Source organism: Priestia sp. P5_B4, from assembly GCF_056400385.1.
Genome location: NZ_JBFULJ010000525.1, coordinates 1 through 2,663, shown reverse-complemented (window position 1 = coordinate 2,663; position 2,663 = coordinate 1). Strand labels below are relative to the sequence as shown.

Here is a 2,663-nt window from a genome sequence, read left to right as displayed (position 1 = left end):
GTAGAGGTGTCATAAGATGAATAACAGCATGCCTGCCCCCTACGTCGCCTGAAATAGCATGTCCTTGGACTCGCAAATAGAAGGTATCTCGCTGAAACTCGAATTTTCGATCGTACGTGACGCGTTCATAATCCCATTGTCCGGCGCGGACCAGACCAAATTGATGCATAATCTCATCTAATAAATCTAAATCAACCTTTAATGAATCAAATTTTGCATATTCAAATTTCATATGAACTCCCTCCCAAAACAGATATACCCCAACTAAATCATAAGCCGAATGGATAAAACTTGCAATATCTAATAAGGAAAAATGTAAACGTTATCTATTTTTATTTAAACGTTTTAAATACGAAAGTTTACTAAAAAGTTGGTCACACTATAAAACGAACACACGATGTAAAGGAGGATAAAACAATGAAAACTGTACAAGAGGTAATGACAGCTGATACGGAAACATGCACCACGCTTGATAACGTATATGAAGTAGCAGTGAAAATGAAGGAATGGAATGTAGGAGCAATTCCAATTGTCGATAGAGATCAGCTAGTAGGAATGATTACAGATCGAGACTTAGTTATCAAAGGCATTGCAGAAAAGAAGCCAAATTCAAGTAAAGTAACGGATGTTATGAGTGAAGAGCTTATAACTATTACAGCGGAAGCCTCTGTAGAAGAAGCTTCTAAGCTTATGGCTCAACATCAAATCCGTCGTCTTCCCGTTGTGGAAAATCAAAAGCTAGTAGGGATTGTATCGCTAGGTGATTTATCAACGTTTCGCTATGCAAATGAACGTGCAGGAGAAGCGCTCTCAGACATTTCACAACAAACGCATTAAAAATCGAAAGCCAACTGTTTGCAGTATATTCGTAAATAGTTGGCTTTTTCTTTTGTTTCCTTCATACCGATAGCTATTTTTTTTTGAATGCATGTATAATAGAGATAAAAATAAGTTAAACAGGTAAAGAAAACAGGTGTAAGGAGAGGAAGAAAAGCTGAAAAAAGTTATTTTTATTCTCGTATTAATAGTGGCATTTGTATACGCGGAGGATTATTTACCTCAGCTAGAAAAATATCTAACGGGTCAAAATATTGAGCAAAACCAAACGGATTCCAAAAGTCAGCCCACACAAGAAGTGGCTTCTTATGAAAAACAAAGTGAAAATATGATGAGGCTCATTGGAGATCATTCAGAACAGTTAATTGGAATGCTTGGAGAGCCGGATCGTATTGATTCTTCTGCATATGGCTATGACTGGTGGATTTACAAAAAGAATCGTCAAACGTATGCACAGGTAGGAGTAGAAAATAATCAAGTCGTATCTGTATACGTCATTGGCTCAAAAACAAATACAGATCCTTTTGAGATTGGTGAGAAGCGAGAGGAAGTAGAAAAAAGAGTTTCACTTTCATCCGAACTCACGCTTCAAAAAGACGGAAATGAATACCGATTTCGCCTGAGTGAAGAGGATATGAAAATGCGTCCCATTATTAAATATGGAGATGTATACGTCCAACTATATTTTGATCAGTTCCTTAATACAATCTCAAGTATTCGAATTATGGACATGGAGACGCTATTAAAACAGCGTCCGTACGAAATTGTTTATCGCGGCGAACTTCCCACAGCTCCGTCATTGACACCGGAGGAGTGGAAAAGTGTCCAAGAAGGAGAAGAGCAGCAAATTATCGATATTACAAATGTAATTCGAGACCGGTTTCAGCTGTCACCTTTAGCTTGGGACGAAGCCACTGCCGGAGTAGCTTATTTACACAGCAAAGAAATGAGCGACTTAAACTATTTCTCTCACGTTTCACCAGCACAAGGTGATTTAGGCAACCGTCTGCAAAAAGGTGATGTAGTATACCGTATCGCGGGCGAAAATATTGCCTCGAATTATCAGGATGGAATCGCTGCGGTTGAAGGGTGGCTTAATAGTGAGGGACATCGTARGGCTTTACTCAATAAAGAGTTTACGCGTCTTGGTGTAGGTGTATATGAGAAATATTACACGCAAAACTTTATCACTCCGATGAATGAATAGTAAGATTAAAACTTCCTTTTGAAAATAGGTCTACTCTTGTCCTCTTTCTCATAAGTTTTAGTAGAGGTTAGAGGAGGGACGAGAATGAAAGGAAGAATAGTAGGAATATTGCTCGTACTTTTCTTTGCATATACGACTACTGTACATGCAGCTGAAGGGCAGTGGGAAAAGCTTGATAACTTATCTGATCAAACGCTATCGCTTGTAGAGCAAAAGGAGTATAAAGCAGCCCAACATTTGTTCAGAAACTTTTCGAATGAATTTACCAGTCTCAATACAGCTTCTTTGGGCGTATCGGCCGAAGATATACGTATTTTAACTCTTTGTTATGAACAGGTAGAAAGGTCTCTTTTATCTTCTGATTCCAGTGATGAAGAACGTCTTCAAAAAGCTACTCAATTTCGATTGTTAGTCGATGCGCTGCACAGCAAGCATCAGCCTATGTGGACTGAGCTCGAAGGCAGTATGCTAGCAACATTTAAAGAGATGCGAAATGAAGCGGTAAAAGGAGAACAATCGGCTTATGAAGCGCAGCTTAAGCAATTTTTGAAGGAATATGATATGATCTTACCGAGCGCGCAGGTAGACGTGTCGTCTCCCTACGTACAGCGTGTGAGCG

4 protein-coding genes are annotated in these 2,663 nt (G+C 39.1%); 3 read left to right on the top strand and 1 reads right to left on the bottom strand.

What is annotated here, in order from left to right:
- Nucleotides 1-232, bottom strand: a 232-nt coding sequence (locus tag AC1DRF_RS22410) for a YugN family protein (RefSeq protein WP_477741723.1), incomplete at its 3' end; no start/stop codon positions are given.
- 185 nt (nucleotides 233-417) lie between these two features.
- Here AC1DRF_RS22410 and AC1DRF_RS22405 point away from each other — a divergent pair.
- From AC1DRF_RS22405 to AC1DRF_RS22395, 3 genes are all read left to right on the top strand, one after another.
- On the top strand, nucleotides 418-837 hold the full coding sequence (locus tag AC1DRF_RS22405; RefSeq protein WP_013056085.1) for a CBS domain-containing protein: 420 nt from the start codon (nucleotides 418-420) through the stop codon (nucleotides 835-837).
- 190 nt (nucleotides 838-1,027) lie between these two features.
- Nucleotides 1,028-2,044: a CAP domain-containing protein gene (locus AC1DRF_RS22400; RefSeq protein WP_477741722.1), complete on the top strand. Its 1,017-nt coding sequence runs from the start codon at nucleotides 1,028-1,030 to the stop codon at nucleotides 2,042-2,044.
- A gap of 84 nt (nucleotides 2,045-2,128) precedes the next feature.
- On the top strand, nucleotides 2,129-2,663 hold a 535-nt coding region (locus AC1DRF_RS22395), incomplete at its 3' end, for a sporulation protein YpjB (RefSeq protein WP_477741721.1).